Here is a 26,931-nt window from a genome sequence, read left to right as displayed (position 1 = left end):
TGACATGCAGTTTTCTGTTACACCCTGTCGTCTTGATATAAAATAGAAGGGTTAAGACTTTTGCCACTGGCAACGGTTTTACGCATTTCCGGCTTTGGCGACTCTCCGTAGGTGACACAACTTTACGCTGTCACAGTAGCGCCTGGCAACCTGACGATTAATTAAAAACAGAAACCCAAAGGATTCCTCAACATGACTCAGCAACGCATTACAGTCATTCGCGGCGACGGCATTGGTCCGGACATCATTGATGCCACTATTAAAATACTGGACAAGGTGGGATGTAACTTCGCTTATGACTATGCTGATGCAGGTCTGGTAGCGCTGGAAAATCATGGCGAACTGCTACCACAAGAAACCCTCGACCTTATCGCCAAAAACAAAGTGGCACTGAAAGGCCCGCTGACGACGCCGGTTGGTGAAGGTTTTACATCAATCAACGTAAGCTTGCGTAAGCAGTTTTCTTTATATGCTAACGTACGTCCGGTATTATCTTTCAAGGGTACCAAAGCCCGCTATGAAGATATCGACATCATTACTGTACGTGAAAACACCCAGGGTATGTACTCAGGTCTTGGTCAGGTGGTCTCTGAAGACGGCCAGGAAGCTGAAGCGATGAGTAAAATCACCCGCCAGGGTGCAGAGCAAATTGTTACGTTTGCCTATGAACTTGCCCGCCGTGAAGGACGCAAGAAAGTCACTGCAGTACATAAAGCGAACATCCTGAAGTCTACATCCGGCTTATTCCTGAAAGTGGCCCGTGAAGTGGGTGAGCGTTATCCGGACATCGAATCAACAGAAATGATTGTTGATAATACCTGTATGCAACTGGTTATGAACCCTCACCAGTTTGATGTCATTGTTACGACCAACCTGTTCGGTGACATTTTGTCTGATTTGTGCGCCGGTCTGGTAGGTGGTCTGGGTATGGCTCCGGGAGCAAACATCGGTAAAGACTGCGCCATCTTTGAAGCGGTACATGGTTCTGCACCGGATATCGCTGGTAAAAACCTGGCAAACCCGACATCAGTGATCCTTGCTGCAATCCAGATGCTTGAATATCTCAACATGGGTGACAAAGCAGAAAAAATCCGCAGTGCACTGAAAGAAGTTATCGAAACCGGTGACCGTACAACCCGTGATCTGGGTGGTCAGGCCGGAACGACTGAGTTTACCGACGCGGTATTGGAACGTCTCTGATAGCGAACGGTTGAAAAAACTTTGTAGAAAGCGGGCATCATGTCCGCTTTTTTGTTGTCCTGACCTTTACCTGTACAAAAACTGGTCTCTCTTTTTATCTTCTTTGGATTTAAGCTTTTTATGTACACCGGTACACACAAATCACTTAATTCAACACAAGGAAGATACAATGAACAAATCCAGACTGGCACTGGCCGCTTTATTTGCAACACTCTTTTTGAGTCAAAGTGGCGCTACTCTTGCCAATACTATTGAAACAGATGTCACTGAAGCAGCCGGAATTACTCTGCCCGATGCATTAGATTTAAACACTGTCACAGCAGAAGAATTGACTGCCTTACCCGGTATTGGGCTGAGTAAGGCGGAAGCCATCATCGCCTACCGCAATGAAAAGGGTTATTTCCATGAAGTGGACCAACTCACCGAAGTAAGAGGGATAGGTGAAAAATTGCTGGCAAAGGTGCGGGACCGCGTAAAAGTAGTTCAACATTGATCACCGCACATAAAAAAGCCCGCAAAACGCGGGCTCCATTATTATTCTCGTTGCGGCATTAACCATTCAGTGAAGCAATGTACTGCTTGAACTCTTCACCCAGGTCAGGGTGACGAAGAGCATATTCAACATTTGCTTTCATATAGCCAAGTTTACTACCACAATCATGGCTCTTGCCCTTCATGTAATACGCATCAACCTGCTCAATTTTCATCAGTGAATCAATGGCGTCAGTTAATTGAACTTCACCACCGGCACCTGGAGGTGTGAACTCCAGCAGATCCCAGATTTTCTCGGACAACACATAACGACCGACTACTGCAAGATCTGAAGGTGCTTCTTCCAGTTCTGGTTTTTCTACCATTTTGTGGATTTTCGCAGATTCACCCGGCTTAATGTCTACGCCTTCCAGATCTGCAATACCAAATTTAGAAATATCTTCTTTTGGCACCTGCTCCACCATAACCTGACTAACACGGCTGGTATTAAATTTAGCAACCATGTCTGCCAGGTTATCTTTCTTCGGATTACTCGCAACATCGTCAATGATTACGTCAGGCAGAACAACCGCGAACGGTGCATCGCCTACCAGCGGATGCGCACACAGAATTGCGTGACCCAGACCTGCAGCATGGCCCTGACGGACGTGCATGATAGTTACGTCTTTTGGACAGATTGACTGTACCGCTTCGAGTAACTGACGTTTAACACGTTTTTCCAGTGTCGCTTCAAGCTCGAAGGACGTATCGAAATGGTTTTCAATGCTGTTTTTACTCGCGTGAGTAACCAGGATAATTTCTTTCACACCAGCAGCAACACATTCGTTTACTACATACTGGATAAGCGGCTTATCAACAACTGGCAGCATCTCTTTCGGGATGGCCTTGGTTGCCGGCAACATACGTGTTCCCAAACCAGCTACCGGAATAACCGCTTTCTTTACTTGACTCATATTCGTGTCCTTTTACTGAAAATCCTCAACCGATGATGTAGTAATGCAATCCGCATTCCGCTCTACAACATGGTTCACAACTTAAGCTGCCGTCAGTGATTAACACCAGCTATAAAATCATTTTACATAAGCAGGATGCGTTACCCATGCTTCTACGATAAACGAGTTAATATGGCTCAATCAACTTGCATTTACTACAACCAATACAAAATAGCAGCCACTTACGCACCATTTCAGTGCGAACGCACTAAAATAGACACAGACGCACTCCGTTAGAACAATTTCTTCATGACGTCTATGTATTAAAATCGCGACAGTTTACTTAACCACCGTGACGGATTGATGACGAAACATGATACCTATTCCAGCGGTCCATTTTTTCCTTTGAGTCCGTCAACCAATCCCTTCGCAAAATACCGGCCCCGCTGCTTTCCGTTGTCGAAAACCCAGCGGTTAATGAGCCACCTTAACGGAATGGCCGGAATATTTCTCAGCTTCCAGTAAAGCGGCACGTAACTTCTGCGACTTAATATAAGCACATTACGTACCTGATAATATAATCTTACCGGTGCACCACGTTTAAAGGTAATTCCGAGGACCTTATGTCTGCCGTCACCCTGCTTATGCAACATGGTCACGTCCGTCAACTTAACCACAGAGAATCCTTTGTCTCTGGCTCTCCAGCACCATTCATGGTCTACACCGTCAATGAACAGTGACTCTTCCTTGTGACCAATGGTTTCCAGCTCAGAAAGGCTGAGCATCATCCCTGAGGCAATTATTTGTTTAACACTGGCAAGGCCGTCCCGCACATCTACTGCCTGCTGCACTTTTGGCTTTACCGGCTGATTATAAAATTCGCAGATAATTTGCGGGCCTACCGCAGCTACCTTGCCGAAATGTGCTTGCGCTTCAACAAAACCGGCGCACAATCCTTCCATCAGCGCTGGTGTAACAGCACTGTCCTGATCGAATAAAACAGCATGGCTGAACTGTTGCCCGGCAAGATGAGACAAACCGCGATTCTGAGCAGCGGCAATCCCGATGTTTTGGGGATAGTGGAGATAAACCACTTCCTGCGGCAATGCCAGCTTCAATTCATGGGGAGAATTATCGACCAATACCACCCGATAACCCGAATCAATCAGCGTTTCTAACATCCGGCTAAGATGCGAAGTATCAGGATGAAACAGGATTATAACAACCCCGGTTTTCATGACTTCTCGCCTCTCTCCAGCATCTTCCGGTCCAGTTTATACGCCAATTTAACCAGCTTTGAAGGCATCATCCGCATCAGCAGTACGCAACTGGCATAAAACAGATTCCAGGGCGTCATCCGCTTTAAGGCACGCATAGCGTAGAGCCTTGCACGAAATTCGTTGACCGACTTGGAAAAGCCCCGGCGTTTATAGAAATTATTTACCCGGCGGAATTCCAGTAAACGCTCACTGAGATTTCTGAATACGAAACCTTCCTCTGCCAGTTGGATCCACAAGAAGTAGTCCTGAGTATTCATCAGTTCAGCATCATAGCGAAAGCCCTTCCGGAATATTTCATATCTGAAAGCGACTGTAGGATGATTTATGGAACAGCGGCGGGGTAAGACTTTAACGATTTGCTTGTGGGATGCCGGCATAATTCTCGCTCCTACGACCACACCACTTTCATTGATTTCAGTCAGTGCTGTACCAAGGATCCCCACATTCTGATGATTACTGAGGTATGTCACCTGTTTTTCGATACGATCCGGCAATGAGATATCATCGGCATCCATTCTGAAAAAGAAATCAAAGTTCAACGCCATGCCCCACTCTATAGCAAAGTTCATACTGGCCGCCAGACCAATATTAGAGCTGTTCTCTGCGAGAAAAATACGTTCATCACTGGCCGCGGTATGCGTCAGAAAATCACTGATATTGCTGTCGACAGGACCGTCTTTGATGATAAGGAAGATAAACGTTGAGTAGGATTGACCGGTAATGCTGCTGACAGCTTGCTTCAACCAGTTCAACTGGTCTTTATGATACACCGCCATTGCCACCAGAGACCCGGTACCGGCAGGAATTTTACCCTGATGAATTATCTTTGTTTTTGCTTTTGACAAGGCAGCCGCCAGTAACACATCACTATTTTAACTGGCTGCAAACATACCAAAATTATTCCCTGTCGTCTGCACTATTTATGGGCAGTTGACGGTTTTAAGGTTTTGTTTTCAATGATCGTTTAACGTGACGGATCAATTTCCAGATGTTTTGAATGATATAGCTGTAAACCATCAGCAAGCCAAGGAACGACCAGAACATGACATACTCAGGCACCATCAGGATTTCTCCCAGAATACCCACACCGGCGTAACACAAACCCAGGAACAAAATCGCAGCCAGCGCTTGTCTGCTGGAGAGACCTGCGCGCATAAAGATATTGTGCAAATGCTTCCGGTCAGGACGCAACATTGACTGCCCTTTGCGTGCACGTCGGTACATGATCGCTGCCATGTCCATCAGCGGAAGACCAATCAACCACACAGCGGTAATAGGTCTGAAAGCGGCGGCCTCGCCCTGCGTGTGGTCCACCAGCAACCACACAATAGTGAGCCCGACAAACATACTGCCGGCATCACCCATAAAAATTTTATTGCCTTTGAATCCTTTCCAGCTCAGATTGAAGGCCAGAAACGGCACGATAGCAGCGACAATAATCAGCGGCTCCATGATAGCCGCACCGTTACCTGTTCCCAGCAGAATACCGACAACTGTCAACAGAACAATCAAACTCATGCCACCGGCGAGCCCGTCTATACCATCAATCATGTTGAAAGCGTTAATTACACCCACAACGCAGACGATGGTAAAGAAGTAACCGGCAATCCCCAGATACGCTTCACCGAAGCCGAAAATGTTACCCAGGGAAGTAATATAATTCTGTGCACTCCATGCCATGATGGCAGCAACACCAAACTGACAAAGGAGACGGCCTTTGGCACTTAACTGGAAGCGGTCGTCCAGCATGCCAAGCAAAACAATAAACGCTGATGCTGTGAAAAACAGAGGATTGTTTTTCATCCACACATCAGTCGCCACACTCGCCACCAGCACAGCCATGAAAATGGCAACTCCACCAGTCAAAGGCACCATGCCTGCGTGACGTTTACGGTAAGTCGGATGATCAACCAGGCCAAACTGATGAGCCAATGGAGTCATCACAATCAATAAAATCAGGGCGACAAAAAATGCCGTGAACAACGGTACAATTTGAAGATAATCAAACATACAAAGTACTAATCCCTAACCATAGGTCTGACTTGCCGGTAGATGTGAAATATGTGTGAGCGGTGTTGATAGCGATATTCCATTTTGTCTAAAACTTCCTGATGCCGGGCAGCATTTTGATCAGCAAACACCAACATGCCAATATAATAATAGACTAAAGACAAAAAGACTACCTCCTGAAATTACAACAGAGAAATTTTCTTTCAAATCTTTAAATCTGCTTTACCTCTTCTGACACACATCTGACATTCCACCGCCTTACAAAGCATACTGCGCACTTTTTTAGCATCACAGACTCACACAGACGTCATTTTTAGTTTTAACATTACCCGGGGGAACCATCTTATGCAGATACGTAACATCAGCAGGCACTCCTGAGTAACAACACCATTTTAAATGTCAGTAGCTTTCAAGCAATTATCAAGCCATCACTATAATTGGTTACTAAACATGACAAATTACAGATTTAGCGCAGATGCATAAAGGGCAGACTGCAAAAGCCGGTGAATGTGGTATGCTATCCGGCCAGATTAGACAAGGAATTATTAAGACATGAGTATTATCAGAAGTTTAAGTGCTGGTCTGATAGGTCTTACCGTACTGTTGAGCGGATGTTCTTCAGCCCCTACGCAGGTGAATGCGAATATTCCGCTGGTTTCAGGCGATTCAATGCGACTAGCTGACAGCCAGGTATATCCGGTACCGCAAGGCAATTTGTCGCCGGGTGAAATGTTGCAGATTGGCAACGAACAGTATCAGATCCACAACCGCTATATTTCAGCATCAGGATTAACCTGTATGTCATTGCGGGATCTGACCAATCCGGCAAACCGTCGTGCAATTTGTGAACGGGACGGGCAATGGCAAATGCTTGCTCCGCTTCTTACTCAAATCTCAGCTAAATAATCATGGCAGAATCTATGTCAGTAATCCGTACACTTTCCACCTTGGGTAAGGTGGTGTTGGCCTGTGCCTGTTTTTCATCTCTTGCAACAGCACAATCTCTGGCCGATCTTCAGCAATTACGTGAACAGGCCCAACAGCAAAACTCGGGCAATTCCGCTACCACCGGAACCGGGAACGCCCAGACTCAAGCCGTGTCGCCTATGAATGTGCAGACTTCCCGTACTTTGCCGGGCGCACGCAGCAGCATGTCAACGTCTACCGGCCAGTACAATAAAGAACCCCGCTCCGGTGTGTCACTGCCCGGCGAACCAACCGTAGAAGATGTATTTCCTTACAGCGAACCGCTTGTCAGCCCGCCATTCGCTGCCAACCTCTTCATAGGCGGTTTCGAATCTGAGCGCAGCTCAGGCCTTAATGAAAACTACCTGATTGCGCCCGGTGATAAGATTTCAATCTGGATGTGGGGTGCCGTCAACTTCTCCGATGTGGTAACAGTTGATAACCAGGGAAATATTTTTATTCCTAACATTGGTCCTGTGCATGTTGCAGATACGCCGGCCGGTTCGGTGAATGCACTGGTCACTAACAGTATTAAAAGAATCTATACCAACGACGTTAACACCTACGTGAATTTGCTCACGTCTACGCCGGTAGCGGTTTATCTTACCGGCCCCGTTATCCGCCCCGGCCAGTATGCCGGCCTGGCATCAGACAGCGTGCTTTATTATCTTAAACGTGCCGGCGGTATTGATTTCAACCGTGGCAGCTTCCGTAAAATCGATATCCGCCGTGAAGGAAAAGTAATTGCCACGGCAGACCTTTATGAATTTATCCGTGAAGGCACCCTGCCCGGCGTTTCTTTTAAAGACGGTGATACCATTGTTGTTCATCCGGTAGGTGACAGAGTTACTGTCGCCGACGGTGCGAATAACAGCTATACCTTTGAATTCAAAAAAGACGAGTTGATGGGTGAGACTTTGCTTGACTATGCCAGACCACGGGATTTTATCAGTCATGTTTCCGTTGCCGGCCTCAGAAGCGATCAGCAGTTTGCTCAGTACGTTTCGCTAAATGAATTCAACAATGTTGTTTTGCAGTCCGGTGATGAAGTCAATTTCATTAATGACCACGTCGCGAAGGTTTACCAGATAAACATTGAAGGTGGTCACACTGGTCCTTCCAAAATCATGGTTGACCGGGGCACCCGTTTGCAGGATGTTCTGGATTACATTCATGTTGACCCGTCACTCGCCAGTGCGTCAGATGTTTATCTGCGTCGCGAAAGCGTGGCACAAAGTCAACGGGAGCTCATAGAACAGTCGCTGCAGCGCCTGGAGCGCAGCATCTATACAGCACCAATCAGTTCTACCGGAGAAGGTTCTATCCGTGTTCAGGAAGCGCAACTGGTCAGCGACTTCATTGAGCGTGCCAGACAAGTAGAGCCACAGGGTAAAGTCATTGTGGCTGAAAACGGTGAAGTGGCCAATGTACTGCTGGAGCCGAATGATACCATTGTCATCCCTGAAGCCACTGATCTCATTCATGTGGGCGGCGAAGTAATGATGCCTCAGGCTATTGTCTTCAATAAAGATGCGACCACCGCTGATTATGTTGCCTGGGCCGGCGGGTTTACCCAGCGCGCTGACGACGAGCGCATCCTTATCATCAGACAGAACGGTATCGTAGAGTTCGACAGTATTCACAGCAGTTTGTGGTCTGAAGGCGAAGGTAAGCTCACTATCCGTCCCGGTGATCAGGTTGTGGTATTACCGTCTATCGATGTTAAGTCTCTGCAGACCATCAAAGATATCACACAAATCATTTATCAGATTGCTGTGGCGGCCAACGTAGCTACCAACTGATGGATATTACCTTTAAATCACAGGTTGCAGCATGGCGAAGAGTGATCTTCGCCCTGTTTCTCCGTGAGCTGCAAAGCAAGTTCAATGATAAACTGGGACTTGGCTGGGCCTTTATTGAACCCTTCGTGTTCATTTTTGCCATGTCCTATCTCCGCAGCTTTATCAGCGGCAGCGACGTTCATTCCGTGCCGTTATTTGTATTTATGATGATGGGCCTGATGGGCGTACAAACATTCATGACCTGCACGTCTGTGGTACCTGAATCAATCGGTAAAGCAAAACCCCTCTATGCCTTCAGGCAGGTACAGCCTATGGCTGCGCTTATCACCTCAGCGTTTATGGAATTTGTGATAAAAGTTGGTGTGGTTTGCCTTGTTGTATGTGCTGTATATCTGCTGGATATTGATTTTGACGTGGACAACCCTCTGCTGTTAATTGCACTTTTCGCATTACTGTGGATTTTTTGCTTTTCCATCAGCCTGGTATTCGGTGTCCTCATTGCCTTCATACCTGAAATGAAAAAAATTAAAAATATGCTTAACCGGCCTATCTTTTTCATTTCCTGTACCTTTTTCAGTCTGCAGGATCTATCCCCTGAGGTCTGGCCCTGGTTAACCTGGAACCCACTGGTTCACTTTATTGAACTCGCCAGATACGCCTGCTATGAAACCTATGGTGATACCGGTGTATCTTTGCAGTTTGCTGTTGAAGTTACCGCCATCACTCTGTTTGCCGGATTAGCGCTCTATCACACAACCTGGAAGAAGGTGTTGTCACGGTGATTAGAATAGAAAATCTGACTAAGAGCTACCCGAGCAAACTCGGGCCGCAATACATTTTTAAAAATTTAAACTTTGAATTCCCCACCGACCATAGTGTTGCCATATTGGGTAAAAACGGTGCCGGTAAATCCACGTTGTTCCGTATGCTGGCCAAAAGCGAATATCCGGACAAGGGCAGGATCCTTACAAATAAATCCATGTCCTGGCCGGTTGCACTGGCCACCGGTATTCATCCGCAAATGACCGGCAGGGAAAATACGCGATTTATTGGCCGTATCAACCAGGTGAAGTCGCTGCCTCAGTATGAAAAACAAGTGCAGGAATTCGCCGAGATTGGTGGCCGGTTTGATTTACCGGTTAAGACGTATTCCTCAGGTATGCGTGCCAAGCTGGTTTTTGCCTGCTGTATTAATATTGATTTTGATATTTATCTCATTGACGAAGCAACTTCTGTAGGCGACCCCACATTTCGCCGCAAGGCCCGTAATGCCCTGAAAGAGAAAAATCTGACAGCAGGTATGATCATGGTCAGTCACGAACTGGACCAGATCAGGGAATTTTGTACTTCAGCCATTCTTATTGAAGACGGTAAGCTGAATTATTTCAGCGACCTGGAAGAAGGCATCAGTGCCTACATGGCAGAATAAATTTAGGTTAAGTGATATTAAAATTATGAAAGCGAAAGCAACCCTCAACAAACTGAAAAAGAACAAGCTGGTTTTCATTCTTGCGCCCTGGCTGTTATATGCGTTCTACCTGATTGTGTGGGCAGCACCGCAATATGAAAGTACAAGTAAGCTCATTATTAAATCCACAGACGGCGGCAGTTCCTTTGACCCCACCAGTTTACTGGGTGCATCAATCAGCGGCGTAGCGTCGACAAACGACAGTCAGATCATTGAGAGTTATATCAAATCTCAGGATATGATGCGTTATCTGGAAAAAACGTTGTCCTTAAGCAGCCATTACGGTGCAGACCATGCGGACATGTTCAGCCGTTTACCGGAAGACCACAGCCAGACACAATTTTATGAGTATTACCTGCAACAAATTTCAGTGGAAGTAGATTCAGCATCTTCTGTTATCACCCTGAATGTAAAAGCTTACACGCCGGAATTTGCACAGCAGGTCAACAGCACCATTGTGAATAAGGCCGAGCAATTTCTGAACGACATTAATAACAATCTGGCCAAATCTAAAATGGAATTCGCTAAGGGCGAACATCAGGTTGTAGAAGATAAACTGCAAACAGCAAAGCGTGACATCCTCGCCTTCCAGTCTAAGTACAACGTGCTTGACCCTACCGCCGAAGGTGCCGCTTCCCAGCAAATTGCGTTCTCTTTGCAGGCCACGCTGGCGCAAAAGAAGGCAGAGCTGAATACCATGGAGACGATGATGTCACCCAGTGCCCCTGAGGTACAAAACATCAAACGTCAGATTGGAGCCCTGCAACAACAAATTAATATTCAAAAGGAAGGCTTCAGCAACCAGGTAACCGGTGAATCGCTGTCTGTAACAGAACAGATGGCAAAGTACTCTGACCTGCAAATCCAGCTGCAACTGGCTATTCAGGCTTTTTCGTCTTCGCTGGTGTCACTGGAAAATGCCAGGGTCGAGGCCTATCAGAAATTACAATATCTGGTCACCATCGAGTCACCCACCCTGCCGGATGACGATGCTTATCCTAAAATAGTCTATAACCTGGTGCTTTTTGGGGTCATTTTACTCATCCTGTATGGCACAGCACGTATTATCATTGCGACTATCAAAGAGTTGTAAACAGCTAAAAGGGCTACACCTGCCTTACAGGGTTGTCCTTTTAAAGACTAAGCGTTTTACCCTGTAATTCTCTTGTGTATAGTGGAGTCAGGCATTAATTCACCTGACTGTGTCCGCAAGGAAACAGAACCGCCGTTATCTCAGGCAATGAATTACAAAACCAATAACAATCATTACAAAACGGAACGACATTGTGACAATAAAAACATCTAACGATTCCAGTTTCTTTGGCCATCCGGGGGGCCTGCAGACACTGTTCTTCACTGAAATGTGGGAGCGCATGAGTTACTACGGTATGCGCGCCCTGCTTGTTATTTTCATGACTCTCACCATCCAGCAGGAAGGTTTAGGATTCGACAAAGAAACCGCCTATGCCATTTATGGTTTGTATACCGGTGCTGTTTATTTCATGGGCCTTTCCGGCGGCTGGCTGGCAGACCGTCTGTTTGGTGGCCAGAATGCAGTGTGGTACGGCGGTATTATTATTATGTGCGGCCATATCGTGCTGGCCATCCCTACCACCTCTACCTTCTTCATCGGCTTGATCCTGGTTGTACTTGGCACAGGTTTATTGAAACCCAACATCAGTGCAATGGTCGGTCAGCTTTATTCTGAACATGATGCCCGCCGTGACAGTGGTTACACCCTGTACTACATGGGTATCAATATCGGGTCAATTATCGGTAACCTGGTGTGTGGCTGGTTAGCCGTTAACCAGGGTTATCACTGGGCATTCGGTGCTGCTGCAGTGGGTATGGGTATTGGTCTTGTTCAATACAAAATGACTCAGCATAAACTGCCTTCAGAATCAGCGAGTCCTACAGTGAACATGACACCAGCCGGTGTGAAGAAAAGTTGGACGGGCATTATTTTGTTTCTGGTCACACTGTCCATCGTCACTTATGCCATGAGCATGGGTTATCTGGTCATTGATGTTGCAGAAGTCGCAGAGTCGGTAGCCTATCTGTTTACTGCTATTTTCCTGCTGTATTTTGGTTTCATCTATTTCTTCGGCGATTTAAGTGAAAATGAAAAGAAGCGGATGCTTGCATTGTTCTTAATCTGCGTAGCCTCTTCCTGCTTCTTTGCCGGTTTCGAACAGGCAGGTTCTTCACTGAACGTGTTTGCTAACGAAGATACTGACCGCATGTGGGGCGACTTTGAAATTCCTTTCGCCTGGTTCCAGTCGCTCAATTCGTTGTTCATCATCGTATTGTCACCTTTCTTTGCCGCCCTGTGGATCCAGTTAGGTAAACGAATGATGGATCCTTCCTACGGTATCAAGTGTGCCCTGGGTACCCTTATCATGGGCAGCGGTTTCATCGTAATGTTTTTTGCAGCCATGTATGCAGCGGGCGATCAGAAAGTGGCGCCTTACTGGTTAGTTGCTACCTACTTCCTCCACACTGTGGGTGAACTGTGTTTAAGCCCGGTAGCATTAAGTGCGGTAAGTAAATTATCCCCCCGCCGCTTCTCAGGACAGCTGATGGGTCTGTTCGTACTGACTTACTCAATCGGCAGTGTGATTGCAGGTGTAATGGCCGGTGCGTTTGGTACAGAGTCAGATAATGTGTCGGCACTGTTCAGCAATATCGCCATGTTTGCCGGCGTCATCGGTGTACTGGTTCTGTTATTCTCGCTGAAAACCCGTAGCTGGGAGAAGCTGCCACAGGAAGATTAAACACCTTCCACCAAAGGCGGGTTGATCCCGCTACCGATTAATCTATTATAAACCGCTGTAACGTTATTCCTGGTTCAGCGGTTTTTTCTTTTCAGGATCATCAAGCAGTAATGGCAATTTATTTTTCTACCAGACAAATTCCGGGCCTGTCCGCTCTTCCCCTTGCTCAGCGTATGACTGTGTTGGACAGTGCCGCAAAATGTCTCACTGTCCCCGAAAAAACTCTGCTCAATATTTTAAAACTACTGGTTATCGTACCGGTGTTTGCCTTGATTATACGGACAACTACGAACTGGCACTCATTGCTGTGGGCATTGCTGGTATTTTTGTTGTATCCGTTAGTCGTGAAACCTATTCAATATTCACTGTGCGCCAAGTATGTGCCACAAATATTATCTAAGGAGAGACAATGAAAACCATCCTGGTAACAGGCGGTGCAGGATATATCGGCAGCCACACTGTGCTTCAGCTGCTGGAACAGGAGTATCATGTTGTCGTACTCGATAACCTGGTTAATTCCAGTGCCGAATCCCTTCGTCGTGTTGAAAAAATCACTGGTAAACAAGTGACATTCGTACAGGGTGACATCCGCGATGACAATGTACTGGATACCATTTTCAGCCAGCATCAGGTTAATGCAGTGATCCACTTTGCCGGTCTGAAGGCGGTTGGTGAATCTGTACAGAAGCCTCTGGAATACTACGAAAACAACATGTACGGCACGCTGAGCCTGTGTAAGGCAATGCGTAAGCACAATGTCATGAATCTGGTTTTCTCCTCTTCAGCCACTGTCTACGGCGATCCTGTGTCGTTACCATTGCATGAGAAAATGGCAACAGGCCATCCGACTAACCCTTACGGCATGTCAAAACTCATGGTGGAACACATGCTGACAGATTTGTACAAGTCAGATGAGCAATGGAACATCGTGTTGTTGCGTTACTTCAATCCGGTGGGTGCACATAAGTCAGGCCTGATTGGTGAGGATCCTAATGGTATTCCGAACAACCTGATGCCATACATCTCTCAGGTAGCTACAGGTAAACTGGAACAACTGAGCGTATTCGGTGATGACTACGATACAGAAGATGGTACAGGCGTAAGAGACTACATTCACGTTGAAGACCTTGCCAATGGGCACCTGAAAGCACTTGACCGCCTGGCACTTAACATGGGACTGGATGTGTACAATCTGGGAACCGGACAAGGCTATTCCGTGCTGGAGATGATTAAAGCATTCGAAGAAGCATCAGGGCAAACTGTTAACTACCGCATAGCTCCCAGACGCAGCGGTGATGTTGCAGCCTGTTATGCCGACCCTACACTGGCGGCAAAAGAGCTTAACTGGCATGCTGAAAAAAACCTGCAGGACATGTGTAAAGATGTGTGGCACTGGCAGTCAAATAACCCGAAAGGTTATCAGGACTGATTATGAGCCGCCGGCACACTGAAATGTGTGCCGGAATAAGTACCGGAGTGCGGAGAAACTATCTCCGCATATTTTTATTACAGCAGCAATCTGAATGACGGCTAGTTCTGCTCTTCAGGCAAATCAAGATCATCAAGCATAGATTCAAATTCTTCGAAATCGTCCAACTCTTCCTGCTTAATCACCTTTTCACCACTTTTGCCGTCAGTTACACGAAATTCCAGATTCTGGAAATAAGCGTTTTTAACGAAGGCATAGTCATCAATCGCCTGCTCAAGCTGCGGCTCCTGATCGATCAGCCCTGCACGGCCTTCCAGAATAGAGACAGCGAAACGGGCCACATTCATGCTACCGGTAAGCACAGTCATCGGATAATACACGTTATCCGCTACATCACCGGCCAGTGAGCGCGGATCGCTTGGCCCCAGTGCAGGAAACATGAGGTAAGGACCCGTTTCCACGCCCCAGTAGCCGAGCACTTCTCCGAAATTCTCACGCTGACGTTTGATACCCATCGCGTCGGCCACATCAAACGCACCGAACAATCCTACGGTAGAGTTGATGATAAATCTGGCCAGACTATCCAGCCCTTCGTCAATTTTTCCCTGGAAAAAGTTATTAAACATATTACCGGGCTCATCCAGGTTATTGGTGGCATTCACAAGTCCGGTCCGGGCAAATTGCGGCATAACAGTCACATAACCAATTGTTACCGGGCGCAAAATGTATTGGTCAAGTACTTCCCAGTTGAAATTCCAGGCCACACGGTTCAGTGGCTCCAGCGGATCCCGCGGGTCGCCTTGCGGCATCTCGTTGCTGGCCTGTGCCTGCTCATCCAAAGCACGCTGACTGGCGCAACCTGACATTAACGTTATGCCCAGCAAAATGCAGGCGAAGAGTGATTTAGACGTATTGATCACTGCAATTCCTTGTTGATTTGTATCGGGAGCGGGAGCACTTCGCCCGGTGACACCGGTACCGTAAGTACTCCACTGAGGTCTCCGGCAGCGGGCATAACATCATCACCGGTCGATATTCTTGCGGTAAGCTTAACCTGCTGCAGAGATGCCAAAGTGAACGTTGGCACCATGGCATTATCCGTACTTAGCGACAAAGATACAGGAAAATTTTGTAACTGCATTTTAACTACGGCCGCCGGCATACGGTTTTCACTCTGTGCATCCTGCGCATAAACAATCAGATAACCATCGTCAGGAAGTTTATCTTTTATTTCATCAGCAATAGTTACCGTAATATCAAACCCTGTTTTAGCAGCCATTTGCTCTGCTGCAACAGGCACAGATTGTTGCTGCTTTTTAAGACCGGCAATACGTTCTTCCAGCGCCAGACGGGTTTCATGTTGCGGCGTCAGTTTATCGCGGATAAGCGCAAAGTACCGCTCGGTGCCGGCCAGATCACCCAGCCTTGCCGATACCACAGCCATCATCAAAGATAAGTTATCATTCTCAGGGTTTTCTTCTGTCAGACTCTGCAAAACCCGCCGGGCGGCGGCCAGCTTTCCGGCGTCTTCAGACACCATCAATGCTTGCGCATACGTAATCCTGATAGTCATGTCACCGGGTTTGAGTGACAAAGCCCGCTGAATAGATTGTAAAGCCTGCTCATCTTCTCCCACAGACATCCACAACCGGCCCAAAAACATCCATCCGGTAGCATCTTCGGGTTCGCTGCGCAGCCGCTGGCGGATAGCATAGGTCAGGCTGGCAATATCCTGCGCAGTGAAGCTACCGGCATCACCGGATGCCAGCTTGTCACTCAATTCCGGCAGTGACTCGATAGCCGCCTCAGCCTGTCTGACCTGTTGCAGATGGTTGACCGACGCGTAAACGATAGTGCCCGTAGCTATGGCCAGCACTGCACCGGTCAGCAAAGGCAGAAGTGCAGACTGTTTCTTCACCGTCGCTTCAGAACCGGCCTCATCCACCATAGCGAGCTTCAGTTCATCACTGGCTTTTTGCCTGTCAGCTTCGGAAATGAGACCTTCAGAGACCTCTCTTTCCAGTTCAGTCAGCCGCTGACGGACAATTTCAATGTTCGATAAGACATCCCGCTGACGTACTTCACGACGACGTAACCACGGGAAGGCAACGAGCAACAGGACCAGAGTGATCAATCCTGAGGTAATCAGCCCGAATTCAGTCCAGCTCATTCTTTATCCTGTTTTAACATAGCTTCTGCGCGCTTTAATTTCTCTTCCGTGTCCACCGGCATACTCTGGCCGGATTTGCGGGTAACGAAGAACAGCACCACTGCAATAAACAGCACGGGTAGAGCCCATAACCAAAATGTGGCAATGTTCACCGGCGGTTTGTAATAAACAAAGTCACCGTAGCGTTCTTTCATGTAGCCGATGATTTCATCTTCTGACTTGCCCTGCTGCATGAGTGAATATACTTTCCTGCGCATATCATGGGCGATCATGGCGTCAGAATCGGCAATATTCTGGTTCTGACACATGGGACAACGCAGTTCTCCGGTCAGCTTGAGAAAAAGTGCCCGCCGTGCCGGATCGTCAAAAGCATAGTTATCTTCTACCGCTATCGCGGTCACAGACAGTAAAGAAACCAGTAAAAGCAAAGCTATCCGTATGGTATTCATCCGGCACCTCCGGCTTGCTGCGCTTCCTGCTCAGTCAGGAGCTTACGGTACAAAGGCCCAACTTTGGTTTCCCAGACTCTGGGATTGATATCACCGATGTGATGCATTCTGACAATACCGCGGCTGTCTATCAGGAAGTGCTCCGGAGCACCGGTCACACCTAAATCCAGCGAGGTGTCACGGTAAACATCAAAGATATTGTACTGATACGGATTGCCGTAGCGGCTTAGCATTGATGTGACTTCCTGCTGCACCCGGCTCAGTGTTTTCGTGCCGAAGTCAGGATCCAGATCCTGATCAAAATACAAACCGACAAAGTTGACCTGCTGCTCATGACGTAGTTCCGTAAGATAAGGCATTTCAACGGCACAGGTAACACACCATACGCCCCACACGTTCAGAATCGTGACCTTGCCTTTAAAAACGTCGGGAGTGTAAACAACATCAGGCTGCATCAGATCGGGCAACGAGAAGTCCGGCACCACCTTATCCTGCACTTGTGAGTCCAGTGCTCTGGGATCGGAAAACAGTCCCTGAAAAAGAAACACCACCAGTGCCAGAAAAATCACCAGCGGAATTATAAATAAACCTGTTTTTTTCATCCCTGCTCTCCTGCCATAGGGGATGTTGAAGCACGAAAGACTTTTTTCACTTTTGCCAGTCTTGCCATCCGGTAGCGGCGGTCTGAAACAGAGCAGATCCCACCCAGCGCCATAATAACTGCTCCGGCCCAGATCCATGTAACAAAGGGTTTGATGTACACCCGCACCGCCCAGGCACCGTCATCAAGGGGCTCGCCCATAGCAATAAAAAGATCACGGAAGACGGTGGAGTGAATGCCCGCTTCCGTCATCGGCATTCTCTGCACGGTATACATGCGTTTTTCCGGTTCCAGGTGGACTAGCTTTTCACCATCAACATACACATCAAAAACGCCGATATCAGCGGTATAATTTGGCCCCTGAAACGGTTTCACTTCATTGAATTTAAACGTGTAACCGCCCAGTTCTGCGGTTTCTCCGGGCGCCATACGGATATCACGCTCCAGCGCGTAATTTGACACAAGGGTGATACCAATAATCGTAACAGCAAAACCAAGGTGACCAAGAACCATGCCCCAGTGGCTGGGTGTGAGCTTACGTAATTTTCGCCACAAGCTGTCCTGCGGCATTGCATCAGTGCGCTGCATGACTTCCAGCACCGAGGTCACCAGGATCCACGCAGCCAGTACCAGACCCAGCGCAGCCATATAGGTAGGAGAATCGTAGGTAAAATTAATCAGTAACCCGGCGCTGATACTCAGTCCGGCGGCAATGATGATTTGCCTCTGCAATGCCCCCGGCGCCTGGTGCTTCCATCTTGTCAGCGGGCCGAGGCCAAGAAAGAACACGAAAGGTACTATCAGGACTGTAAACATCTGATTAAAGAACGGCGCACCGATGGATATAGAACCCAGGCCAAGCTCTTTATGAACCAGAGGCAGCAGCGTGCCCAGAAGCACCACCAGTGTTGCTGCACACAAAAATACATTGTTCCCCATCAGCAGGACTTCACGGGAAAACAGGCCATAACGGCCTGGTGATTTCAGCTGTGATGCTCTCAGCGCGTACAGCAATAAACCGGTTCCGGACAGCACGACCAGGATACCGAGGATAAAAAGTCCTCTTGACGGGTCACTTGCAAAAGAGTGTACCGATACAATGACGCCGGAGCGCACCAGGAAAGTACCAAGCAGGCTTAATGAAAACGCTGCGATGGCTAACAGAACAGTCCAGGATTTAAACACCTTACGCTTTTCTGTCACAGCCAGAGAATGCATCAGCGCCGTGCCAACCAGCCATGGCATGAAGGACGCATTCTCAACAGGATCCCAGAACCACCATCCGCCCCAGCCGAGCTCATAATAGGCCCACCAGCTTCCCAGCGCGATCCCTACGGTGAGGAACGACCATGCAGCAATCACCCAGGGGCGTGACCAACGTGCCCAGGTTGAATCCAGCTGACCGGAAATCAGTGCGGAAATGGCAAAGGCAAAGGAAACAGAGAAGCCCACGTATCCCATATACAGCATGGGGGGATGGATAATCATGCCGAAATCCTGCAAAAGAGGATTTAAGTCCCGCCCGTCCACGGGAAAGAAAGGCAACATGCTGTCAAAAGGGTTTGAAGTGAGCAGCATAAACAGGTAGAAACCGATCCCCACAGCGCCCAGCACCGACAAAACACGGGATACCATTTCATCCGGAATGCCTTTGCTAAATATTGCTACAGCCATGGTCCAGACAGATAACATCAGTACCCACAGCAGGAACGAACCTTCATGTCCGCCCCACACGGCTGTCACTTTGTAATAGTCCGGCAGTCTGCTGTTAGAATGTTGCGCTACGTAAGCGACGCTGAAATCATCGGTGACGAAGGCCCACACCAGCGCAACAAACGCCAGCAATGTAAACAGGAACATGCCAGAGGCCAGCGGCTTGGCAGTACCCATCAAAAAAGTATGCTTTGTCTGCGCGCCCCATAGCGGATACACAGCCAGTAAAATGGCGCATACCAGTGCCAGTGTCAGTGAAATATTACCCAGCTCAGGGATCATTGTCCGGCTCCGGTATTTGCCGGCTTCACGTGTTTAATGCCTTTCATCTGTTCAGCCAGTTCCGGCGGCATATAATCTTCGTCGTGTTTTGCCAGCACTTCCTGCGCTTCAATGACACGGTCTGCCACCAGTGTACCGGTAGCCACAATTCCCTGCCCCTCACGGAAAAGATCCGGCAGAATGCCTTTGAAACGTACCGTCACTGCGGGTCCCGTATCGACAAGATCGAAGGATACCGCAAGACTTTCTTTGTCACGGTTGACAGTGCCGGGCACAACCATTCCGCCTATTTTCAGTCGCTGGCCAACCTGTGGCTTCACGCCTTCGCGGCCATCGACGATTTGAGATGGCGTGTAGAACAAATCGATACTGTCGGTCAGTGCGAACAGCATCAGGCCCACAGCACCGGTAACCAGCGCGCCAACCAGAGTGACAACCAATAACCTTTGTTTTCTGCGCGGATTCATACTAAACGCTCCTGTCAGAGTTGGGGGAAGAAGCCTGAGCGGCTTGCGCAGCCATACGGATGCGCTCTTTACGCTTTTGCTCAGCAGCAATGTGGCGGATGAGTTGCTTATGCGCCAGCCAGCTTTGACAAATAATGCCGGTCATCACCAGCGCAGCAATGCCAAAGGACAGCCAGACATAGAATCCGTAACCGCCCATAGCCCAAAATTCTGCCCAACTGTTAAACTGCATCAGACGTCTCCCGCAAACCGGTGATATCCTGCACCCAGGGCCGGTGCATTTCCCGCCGCAGAATTTCAGTTTTCATACGCATGGTCGTAACAGCGGCGATAAACAGCGCAAAGCCTGCAAGATTAATCAGCAGTGGCCACAACATCTCCGGCGCTATAGACGGCTTGTCGAATTTGGTGATGGTGGAACCCTGATGCAATGTATTCCACCATTCTACCGAATAGTGGATCACCGGGATGTTCACAACACCCACCAGCGCCATAACACCCGCCGCTTTACCCGCCTGCTGCTTATCTTCAAACGCGGTATACAAGGCAATGACGCCAAAATACAAAAACAGCAAAATAAGTTCTGATGTCAGCCGTGCATCCCACACCCACCATGCGCCCCACATAGGTTTCCCCCATGCCGCACCGGTAAGCAAAGCAATGAATGTCATCGCTGCACCAACAGGGGCCATGGCAATCATGGCCATGTAAGCAGTCCGCCATTGCCAAACCATTCCCACCAGTGCAGCTACGGCCATGGCAACATAGGTACTCATTGACAACATGGCAGATGGTACATGGATGTAGATAATTCTGAAGGAATCACCTTGCTGATAATCCTGAGGCGCAAATAAAAGCCCCCATACCGTACCGCACAACAAGTTGATTACTGCAGCCACTGAAAACCAGGGGAGCAGCGTATTACAAAGCTGGTAAGCCCGCTCAGGCTTGGCGTAGGGATGTAACCACTTCCACATCAGTTCTGACTCACTTTTAAAGAGTAGGCAATGGCAGCCGGAGCTAATGCCATTGCCAGCAACAACATCGCGCCAATAATAGCAATTTGCGCCCTGTAGGGTAATTGTAGCGCAGCTGCATCCACTGCCGAGGTAGCAAATATCAATAATGGAATGAAAACCGGGATCAAAAGCAGCGCCAGGAGTACACCACCACGCTGAAGCCCAACCGTTAATCCTGTGCCGATTGCGCCCACCAGTGACAAAAGCGGTGTTCCTAACATCAGGGTGAGTACCAGCGCTATGTACATGTCAACAGTGAGATTAAGAAACAGCGCAAGCAAAGGTGACAACAGCAAAAGCGGAATGAAAGTCACCAGCCAGTGGCAAAGTACTTTAAGGGCGGCGACAGCATAGTAGGGCTGTCCGGATAATTGTAGCTGTTCCAGTGAACCATCTGCGAAATCGTCCCGGAATAAGCGCTCCATCCCGAGCAATGAGGACAATATAGCGGCTATCCAGATAACGCCCGGTCCTATTCGTTGCAGGGTTTCAGGGCCGGGTCCTATTCCCAGCGGAAATAATGTCACTACCATGAGTAAGAACATAAGCGGCTGTACCAGCTCGGCCTTCTGACGAAATGCCAGTGCCAGGTCCCGTTTAAACACCCCCTGATACAGGCCGCTCAAAACCGGTACTCCAAATCAAATGTCTGATACCCGCCCGCGCGATGGCTCAGTGTCTGATGTGAAGTAGTCAACACAGCACCGCCATTACCTACATGTTCACATATTTTATCTTCCAGTTGGGCAACGCCACGGGTATCCAGTGCGGTAAAAGGTTCATCGAGGATCCACACGTCAGCCTGCTTCAACCATAATCTTGCCAGAGCGACACGGCGAAGTTGCCCTGCAGACAGTGTGCGGCAGGGTACATCTTCCATACCCACCAGCCCCACCAGGGCCAGCACGTCATAAAGATTTTCTTCGTTAAAGCTGACTTTATGCTGCGCACACCAGAATTGAAGGTTTTCCAAAGGCGACAAGGTGCCGTTTATGCCGGCTTTGTGTCCTATATAGATGAGGCTGGTGAACCAGTCTTCGCCCAATGGATTCCCCTGCCAGAGAAGGGAGCCGCTTTGAGGCTGACTTAATCCACTGAGGATACGCAACAAACTGGTTTTACCGGCTCCGTTAGGCCCACGCAAATAAATCAGCTGCCCTGGCAGGAGCTGAAAAGACAGATCTTCGAACAGTACTCTGTCCCGTTTAATGCACGTTAGTTTGCTGGCAACCAGTCCCGACAAACCGCTATCCTCTTTAACATATCTTTGTATATTCCGGTCTGGCATTCTAGCATAGGCAAAACGGAACACATCACGCCCATTGGCGTATTAAACTTTTTTATGACTTAGTTCAAACTGAAGGACCATTGACAACAGTGAAATGCACAAAATGCTTGAATTTTTCAATTAGTTGCCGATAAATCTGACATGAACTTGCAGATTGCTCAACTGTTTTCGGCGAATGCCACTGCCGCACCGGTTAATGCCGACGCAGGTGCATTGCGTTCAGACACCTTGCAGCAGCTACCTGCAGTAGCCATAACCCGTTTACCCGGTCCGCTTATTCAGTTAACCGGAAACGCCCTCCCTCAGGAGGGACTTGTCGTTAAAGATCCCGGTCTCAGCACATCTCAGCCGCAGGTTTCCCTGGCCAGATCATCAGTCAGTCAGATGACATTATTTGAACTTCTGCCTGTGAAGCACAGTGCAGTACTGACACAGGCTGACACACAAAGACTGGTTACAGCTCTGGCAGAAGGGCTGGCACAGTCGCAGCAACTCAGCCTTGTCAAAAATAATGCAGCCTTATCTCTGGGCGCCATAGTTGAGCAGGCGTCCCCCAAACAACTGACACTCAGGTTACAGTTACCCGGCGCACCAGTGATTAAACTGGATATACCGGCAACCCAACACGCTGTCACTGAGGCCGGAGACAAATTTTCGTTAAAAATAACGCCTTCAACTGACAGCAGGCAGTCAGGATGGCAAATTACCTTAACGCCACAAGGGAAAGGCTCTGCGCAGCCTGCTCAAAGTGTGAATGTACCGGCATCGGCGCCGGTAGTAAAACTGGCTCTGGCAAAAGCGCTGGTCAGTGAAGGGCTCAGCATTGAGGGGAAATTGCAGGGGGCTCTGCAACGTTCATTGCATTTACCCGATGGACCATCAGGCAGTACGGGAAGAGAAACATTACAAACCCTGAATGTCAGCATGCGCGGAACGCAACTATCAGCGACGGGCACCCAAACACGCCCCCTTGCTATGGTCAATTTGCCACCTGCTTTAGCGACATCTGCAAGCAATACTCTGCAGGCTCTTCCACCGGTACCTCTTAAACTGGCAGACATTGCAAGCCGGAAAGGGTTGCCCGTATTGCATATCCAACCGCCACCGGATCATGCGGCTCCGGTTGCCGGTCAGCAAGTATCGGGCGCGACAGCTAATAATATAAAAGATGTCTTTTCTGCAGGTTCGCTGAACCTGCCGCCCGAACAACTTAGCCGTGTCAGTGAAACTATCCGTCAGCTTTCACGGCAACTTCTCGCAGAAACAGGCTCTACATCAGAAGCACTGACTAAACTGGTTTCTATCCTTACCAAAGCGCCTCAGGGAACGGCCGCCGGCACAAAGGATTTAATGAGTGCTTTATCCACTCAGATAGCCGCTTCGCTTCCTGTTATAAAAACTGCCGCTGGAACTGACAATATTCAACACGCCGTTACCGGTCAAACAGAGACTGGCATTCCGTCTCAGGATACAGCGCAGTCGATTAAACAGCTGTTGCAGACGCCCGCACTGGTCACAACACCAACGAATATTCTTAATCCGCCATCACAATCCGGTTTCGTGAACGCCCTTATCACACTATTACAAATCAGTTTTGCAGGACGTGCAGTTCGCAACCAACCAGATCTGGCAAAAGCGCTGGATAAAGCTGAATCGGTAATAGCCAGAAGTGCAGCTTCCGCCGGCGGGGGTAGTCCGCCATCAAAAACTGCCGGCGATATGGCGCAAATCGACAGCAGAACCCATTTGCTCGATCATGTTAAGTCACTGCTCGCTAATCATCAGCAACAAAAACTCCAAAGTGCAGAAGCCCGGTTGCAGGGTCAGGACACCTTGTATTATGTGTTGCCTGTAGCCGGTGACGAGCAGCCACCTCCCGAACTGTTTCTTCGTGTCGAAGAACGGGACGCGCGGGAAGAGCAGGCAAAGTCGTCCGCACAGAGAATATGGCATCTGACCATGAAACTCAGTGCAGGCGAGTATGGAGAGCTGCTGGCAAAAACTAAAATTGATAAGGACGTTATTCATATCAATGTATACACATCGACAGATACACTGTTGATAAAGGTTATGGACACCATGCCATGGCTGTTAAAGCGTTTAAAAGGCCTGGGGCTTGAGGTTGAACAGCACAGTTGTCAGCGGGGAAAAATACCGCCGTCTCTCAAAGATACGCCCTATCAACTGTTCGAGACACTGGTATGAGTGACAAAACACGTAAAGCGATTGGCTTGAGATACAACAGTGGCGAAGCCGGAGCAAAACCTAAAGTCGTGTCAAAAGGGTACGGTGAACTGGCCGGTGAAATCATTCGGGCCGCTGAAGATGCAGGCATTCTTATTCACGAAGATCCCTACCTTTCTGACTTGCTGGCAACATTAGATCTCGGGCAGGAAATCCCGGAATCTCTGTATTATGTGATTGCAGAATTGATCGCCTGGTCCTATGTGCTTCAGGGCAAAATACCGGAAGGCTGGGAGAACAGCGGGCAACTTCCCCAAAGGGTATAAGCCGGCACAGAAAACTGCCCGGCCTGTTTACCCGATACGGCCTGACCACCAGGTTACAATTTAAACTGTCCAGCCAAATCTCTCAGCTCGGTAGATACACCGCTGAGCTGGGTAGCTTCGGCAGCCAGTTCCTCTGAATGCTCGCTGGTCTTTTCACTCAGATTAATGATTTTAACCAGCGCCTCATCTATTTCAGTTGCCACCACGGTTTGTTGCTCAGTCGCTCTGGCAATTTGCGTACTCTGCGATTGAACAGTACTGATCGAGTGACTGATATCCCGTAAGGACGATACCACCAGTTCGGTTTTCTCTACGCCTTTTAACGAGCGCTCTTTACCAGCCTTCATCGCCGTGTCGGTTTCTGATGCCATCTTCTGAAGCTTTTCTACCATCTTGCGGATATCATCAGTGGAGTCCTGAGTCCGCGAAGCCAGCGAACGCACCTCATCGGCAACGACCGCAAAACCTCTTCCCTGTTCACCGGCACGGGCAGCCTCAATAGCCGCATTCAATGCCAGTAAATTTGTTTGCTCCGCTATGCTGTTGATCACATCAACGACCGCGCCGATATTTTCTGACTCCTGGCTCAAACCACTAACGGTCTGAACGCCCTGACTGATTGCGTCTGCGAGGGCGTGGATCTCAGTTAACATGTTTTGTGCCTGCGACATGCCGTCTGTCGCCTGCTGCTCTGCCACGGTTGCGGCTCTGCTGGATTCGGCAGCATTAGCTGAAATTTCCTGTACGGTATGCGCCATTTCCGTTACTGCCGTCGACACACTGTCTACTTCGGTTCTTTCCTGATTGATTTCGCGGCTGCTGGCGCCGGACACATCACGCAAGTGGTCTGCGGCCTCAGCGACCGCTCTGGTATGCTGAACAATATCCTGTAGTAGTGTATGAATTTTGCCGGTAAATACATTGAATTGTTCAGCCAGTTGCCCGACTTCATCGCCCGACTTAATCTCAAGGCGACGGGTCAAGTCACCGTCTCCTGAAGCAATATCAGCCATAGCGTCCTTGAGCTGTAAAATTGGACGGGTGATCACTGCACCAGCAAACCAGGTAACCGCTCCGGCGATAACCAGGACAACCACAGCAACAATCAGTGAAGTTTGTAACGCTTCCTGTACCGGCGCTTCAACCACGGCCTCAGGAACCAGTAATCCCAATGTCCAGTTCATTTGCGGCGAAGCAAGAGTGACATGCTTATAAACCACAAAATAATTTTCATTGTTGTATGAAACTGGCGTGATACCTTCCGGATGGCGGGCAATATCTCCGCTTAAGGCTGCAAAGCCATCAGCACCTTTCAGGCTTTTATCAATGGACGCCAGTGGAGATGATAATGGCAGGGCTTCCCTGCTCCCCGGGAAGTACACAATATTTTGTTCGTCATCGACAAGAAACGCAGCGCCGGCTTTCTCATATTGGATCTCTGACAGCATATCTGCGACTGTGGTGATGAGAATATCAACGCCACCCACTCCCAGAAGTTTACCATCCCGGTACACAGGCCCCTGAACCACCGTCGAAACGCTTCCATCCTGTGAATCTGTCGCCGGAGGTGTGACATAGATCCCCCCTTTCTCTACAGCGGTCAAAAACCACGGGCGCTGATTTGCAAAGTAATTATCTTCCTCACCCACACGGCCCTGCTCATAAAAATACTCTCCGGTACCGGCAGTACCGAAAAAAGCAGACTTAATGTGCTTGTCATTACTGCTGATGGCGCTGAATGACGCAAAAATATCGTCAGCAGCCTCACCACTTAACGTACCGCCACGCTGCGAGTGTTGAGTAAAAAAGTCCGTGAAGAAAGGATTGTTCAGAAATGTAGAAGCGACACCTCCGTAGGTAGCAAAGAAACCTTTTACAGATTCCGCTTCACTGGTAACAAGAAAATGAAGATCCCGCTCGACGGTCTGCCTGGTTTTATCGCTAACAATATTGAGCAGGAAAATCGTTGCTACAATCAGTAACAATGCGATAGCACCGCCAACAATGAGCACAAATTTTTTCTGAAGTGAGAGTGATTTCATACGCGTTCCCGTGTTTGTGTTTCACCTTCCATATTCG

General features: G+C 48.6%; 27 protein-coding genes. 12 read left to right on the top strand and 15 right to left on the bottom strand.

From position 1 onward, the window contains the following. Positions 1-192 precede the first annotated feature (192 nt). Positions 193-1,200: an isocitrate dehydrogenase gene (locus DS731_RS05985; RefSeq protein WP_119500469.1), complete on the top strand. Its 1,008-nt coding sequence runs from the start codon at positions 193-195 to the stop codon at positions 1,198-1,200. 169 nt (positions 1,201-1,369) lie between these two features. Beyond that, on the top strand, positions 1,370-1,693 hold the full coding sequence (locus DS731_RS05980) for a ComEA family DNA-binding protein (RefSeq protein WP_119500468.1): 324 nt from the start codon (positions 1,370-1,372) through the stop codon (positions 1,691-1,693). Between the two features lie 58 nt (positions 1,694-1,751). Here the strand turns inward: DS731_RS05980 and galU are convergent, their stop codons facing one another. The 4 genes from galU to wecA all read right to left on the bottom strand — a co-directional run bounded on the left by galU (position 1,752) and on the right by wecA (position 5,914). Next, positions 1,752-2,645 (bottom strand): UTP--glucose-1-phosphate uridylyltransferase GalU, encoded by an 894-nt coding sequence (gene galU / locus DS731_RS05975; RefSeq protein WP_119500467.1) that lies wholly within the window; start codon positions 2,643-2,645, stop codon positions 1,752-1,754. A 359-nt stretch (positions 2,646-3,004) separates the two neighbouring features. Next, complete coding sequence (locus DS731_RS05970) at positions 3,005-3,862, bottom strand: glycosyltransferase family 2 protein (RefSeq protein WP_119500466.1); 858 nt, start codon at positions 3,860-3,862, stop codon at positions 3,005-3,007. Continuing rightward, positions 3,859-4,749, bottom strand: a complete 891-nt coding sequence (locus tag DS731_RS05965; RefSeq protein WP_332311124.1) for a glycosyltransferase — start codon at positions 4,747-4,749, stop codon at positions 3,859-3,861. The genes DS731_RS05970 and DS731_RS05965 overlap by 4 nt, the downstream gene beginning before the upstream one ends. Positions 4,750-4,843: 94 nt before the next feature. Next, on the bottom strand, positions 4,844-5,914 hold the full coding sequence (wecA, locus tag DS731_RS05960) for a UDP-N-acetylglucosamine--undecaprenyl-phosphate N-acetylglucosaminephosphotransferase (protein ID WP_119500465.1): 1,071 nt from the start codon (positions 5,912-5,914) through the stop codon (positions 4,844-4,846). A 552-nt stretch (positions 5,915-6,466) separates the two neighbouring features. Here wecA and DS731_RS05955 point away from each other — a divergent pair. The 8 genes from DS731_RS05955 (at position 6,467) to galE (ending at position 14,353) form a co-directional block, all read left to right on the top strand. After that, positions 6,467-6,820 carry a hypothetical protein gene (locus DS731_RS05955; protein ID WP_119500464.1) on the top strand — a complete coding sequence of 118 codons (354 nt, stop codon included), beginning with the start codon at positions 6,467-6,469 and terminating at the stop codon, positions 6,818-6,820. A gap of 14 nt (positions 6,821-6,834) precedes the next feature. Continuing rightward, positions 6,835-8,682: a polysaccharide biosynthesis/export family protein gene (locus tag DS731_RS05950; RefSeq protein WP_181013654.1), complete on the top strand. Its 1,848-nt coding sequence runs from the start codon at positions 6,835-6,837 to the stop codon at positions 8,680-8,682. Beyond that, positions 8,682-9,464 carry an ABC transporter permease gene (locus DS731_RS05945; RefSeq protein ID WP_119500462.1) on the top strand — a complete coding sequence of 261 codons (783 nt, stop codon included), beginning with the start codon at positions 8,682-8,684 and terminating at the stop codon, positions 9,462-9,464. The genes DS731_RS05950 and DS731_RS05945 overlap by 1 nt, the downstream gene beginning before the upstream one ends. Next, the gene (locus tag DS731_RS05940; protein ID WP_119500461.1) at positions 9,461-10,111 is read left to right on the top strand and encodes an ABC transporter ATP-binding protein; all 651 of its coding nucleotides are present in this window, start codon (positions 9,461-9,463) and stop codon (positions 10,109-10,111) included. The genes DS731_RS05945 and DS731_RS05940 overlap by 4 nt, the downstream gene beginning before the upstream one ends. Before the next feature lie 25 nt (positions 10,112-10,136). After that, entirely contained in the window at positions 10,137-11,243 is a 1,107-nt protein-coding gene (locus DS731_RS05935) for a capsule biosynthesis protein (RefSeq protein ID WP_119503322.1), read from the top strand. Positions 11,244-11,442: 199 nt separating this feature from the next. After that, complete coding sequence (locus tag DS731_RS05930) at positions 11,443-12,924, top strand: peptide MFS transporter (RefSeq protein WP_119503321.1); 1,482 nt, start codon at positions 11,443-11,445, stop codon at positions 12,922-12,924. A gap of 110 nt (positions 12,925-13,034) precedes the next feature. Then, entirely contained in the window at positions 13,035-13,337 is a 303-nt protein-coding gene (locus DS731_RS22220; RefSeq protein ID WP_119500460.1) for a DUF6170 family protein, read from the top strand. Continuing rightward, positions 13,334-14,353 carry a UDP-glucose 4-epimerase GalE gene (gene galE / locus DS731_RS05920; protein WP_119500459.1) on the top strand — a complete coding sequence of 340 codons (1,020 nt, stop codon included), beginning with the start codon at positions 13,334-13,336 and terminating at the stop codon, positions 14,351-14,353. The genes DS731_RS22220 and galE overlap by 4 nt, the downstream gene beginning before the upstream one ends. A gap of 101 nt (positions 14,354-14,454) precedes the next feature. Here galE and DS731_RS05915 read toward each other — a convergent pair whose 3' ends face one another. From DS731_RS05915 to ccmA, 10 genes are read right to left on the bottom strand one after another with little or no spacing between them, the layout of a single operon-like run. Further along, positions 14,455-15,273: an MlaA family lipoprotein gene (locus DS731_RS05915; RefSeq protein ID WP_442858439.1), complete on the bottom strand. Its 819-nt coding sequence runs from the start codon at positions 15,271-15,273 to the stop codon at positions 14,455-14,457. Further along, the gene (ccmI, locus tag DS731_RS05910; protein WP_119500458.1) at positions 15,270-16,523 is read right to left on the bottom strand and encodes a c-type cytochrome biogenesis protein CcmI; all 1,254 of its coding nucleotides are present in this window, start codon (positions 16,521-16,523) and stop codon (positions 15,270-15,272) included. The genes DS731_RS05915 and ccmI overlap by 4 nt, the downstream gene beginning before the upstream one ends. Continuing rightward, complete coding sequence (locus DS731_RS05905) at positions 16,520-16,972, bottom strand: cytochrome c-type biogenesis protein (protein WP_119500457.1); 453 nt, start codon at positions 16,970-16,972, stop codon at positions 16,520-16,522. Before DS731_RS05905 ends, ccmI begins: the two co-directional genes overlap by 4 nt. Continuing rightward, a complete protein-coding gene (locus tag DS731_RS05900) occupies positions 16,969-17,574 on the bottom strand; it encodes a redoxin family protein (RefSeq protein WP_119500456.1) in 606 nt (201 codons plus the stop codon). The genes DS731_RS05905 and DS731_RS05900 overlap by 4 nt, the downstream gene beginning before the upstream one ends. Then, positions 17,571-19,568, bottom strand: a complete 1,998-nt coding sequence (locus tag DS731_RS05895) for a heme lyase CcmF/NrfE family subunit (protein WP_119500455.1) — start codon at positions 19,566-19,568, stop codon at positions 17,571-17,573. The genes DS731_RS05900 and DS731_RS05895 overlap by 4 nt, the downstream gene beginning before the upstream one ends. Beyond that, a complete protein-coding gene (gene ccmE / locus DS731_RS05890) occupies positions 19,565-20,035 on the bottom strand; it encodes a cytochrome c maturation protein CcmE (protein ID WP_119500454.1) in 471 nt (156 codons plus the stop codon). Before ccmE ends, DS731_RS05895 begins: the two co-directional genes overlap by 4 nt. A 1-nt stretch (position 20,036) precedes the next feature. Then, positions 20,037-20,267: a heme exporter protein CcmD gene (ccmD, locus tag DS731_RS05885; protein WP_119500453.1), complete on the bottom strand. Its 231-nt coding sequence runs from the start codon at positions 20,265-20,267 to the stop codon at positions 20,037-20,039. Next, on the bottom strand, positions 20,257-21,012 hold the full coding sequence (locus tag DS731_RS05880; RefSeq protein WP_119500452.1) for a heme ABC transporter permease: 756 nt from the start codon (positions 21,010-21,012) through the stop codon (positions 20,257-20,259). Before DS731_RS05880 ends, ccmD begins: the two co-directional genes overlap by 11 nt. Then, positions 21,012-21,680: a heme exporter protein CcmB gene (gene ccmB, locus DS731_RS05875; RefSeq protein ID WP_119500451.1), complete on the bottom strand. Its 669-nt coding sequence runs from the start codon at positions 21,678-21,680 to the stop codon at positions 21,012-21,014. The genes DS731_RS05880 and ccmB overlap by 1 nt, the downstream gene beginning before the upstream one ends. Next, positions 21,677-22,342: a cytochrome c biogenesis heme-transporting ATPase CcmA gene (ccmA, locus tag DS731_RS05870; protein ID WP_119500450.1), complete on the bottom strand. Its 666-nt coding sequence runs from the start codon at positions 22,340-22,342 to the stop codon at positions 21,677-21,679. Before ccmA ends, ccmB begins: the two co-directional genes overlap by 4 nt. Positions 22,343-22,483: 141 nt before the next feature. Here ccmA and DS731_RS05865 point away from each other — a divergent pair, with 141 nt between their 5' ends. Continuing rightward, the gene (locus DS731_RS05865; RefSeq protein ID WP_119500449.1) at positions 22,484-24,547 is read left to right on the top strand and encodes a flagellar hook-length control protein FliK; all 2,064 of its coding nucleotides are present in this window, start codon (positions 22,484-22,486) and stop codon (positions 24,545-24,547) included. Continuing rightward, a complete protein-coding gene (locus DS731_RS05860) occupies positions 24,544-24,852 on the top strand; it encodes an EscU/YscU/HrcU family type III secretion system export apparatus switch protein (protein ID WP_119500448.1) in 309 nt (102 codons plus the stop codon). The genes DS731_RS05865 and DS731_RS05860 overlap by 4 nt, the downstream gene beginning before the upstream one ends. A 53-nt stretch (positions 24,853-24,905) precedes the next feature. On the opposite strand, the gene DS731_RS05855 is transcribed toward DS731_RS05860, so the two are convergent. Beyond that, positions 24,906-26,894: a methyl-accepting chemotaxis protein gene (locus DS731_RS05855; protein ID WP_119500447.1), complete on the bottom strand. Its 1,989-nt coding sequence runs from the start codon at positions 26,892-26,894 to the stop codon at positions 24,906-24,908. Positions 26,895-26,931 lie beyond the last annotated feature (37 nt).

The sequence above is a fragment of the Alteromonas sp. RKMC-009 genome (genome assembly GCF_003584565.2).
GTDB lineage: Bacteria > Pseudomonadota > Gammaproteobacteria > Enterobacterales > Alteromonadaceae > Alteromonas.
Note: the sequence above shows the minus strand (reverse complement) of the source record. Positions and strands in the feature narration are given on the sequence as shown.